The 447-nt window shown below is 30.2% G+C and carries 2 protein-coding genes; both read right to left on the reverse strand.

From position 1 onward, the window contains the following. Positions 1–245: hypothetical protein (locus tag IQR33_RS15735; protein WP_228013928.1), on the reverse strand; the 245-nt coding region annotated here is incomplete at its 3' end. A gap of 4 nt (positions 246–249) precedes the next feature. After that, a partial coding sequence (locus IQR33_RS33245; protein ID WP_416222681.1) for a hypothetical protein occupies positions 250–447 on the reverse strand: 198 nt, incomplete at its 5' end.

Raw genomic sequence — 447 nt, forward strand, 5'->3', positions numbered from 1 at the left:
GGATATACAACCTTTTGGTAAAGTTTAAATTTACTTCTTGGCTTTAACAACAGTTCAGGAACAGGAAGAACAAATGAATTTATTCCTAAATCATTGGACTTCTGAGCTAACGGGCCGTTTTTAGATGTAATTAAACTAACATCCAAATATTCTTTACTATTTAATCCAGAAGCTAGCTCCAACATACTTTTTGGAGCTCCGTAAAGTCCCTTATAATAACTTTCTATAAAAATAATTTTTTTCATTAAATTAAATACTCTTTATGAATTTTTCATATTGACTCGTAATTTTCTCTAATGAGTATTTCTCGGTCGTATGATATATATCGTTATAGTTCCAAGACTTATTGATACAAAAAGACATCGCTTCTGCTAACTTTTCTACTGATAGATATTCAACTAATATACCATTATGATCATTAATTATGTCTCTCGGACCGCTTGGACA

This window comes from Vibrio sp. OPT46, from assembly GCF_015163535.1.
In the GTDB taxonomy this organism is placed as follows: domain Bacteria; phylum Pseudomonadota; class Gammaproteobacteria; order Enterobacterales; family Vibrionaceae; genus Vibrio; species Vibrio alginolyticus.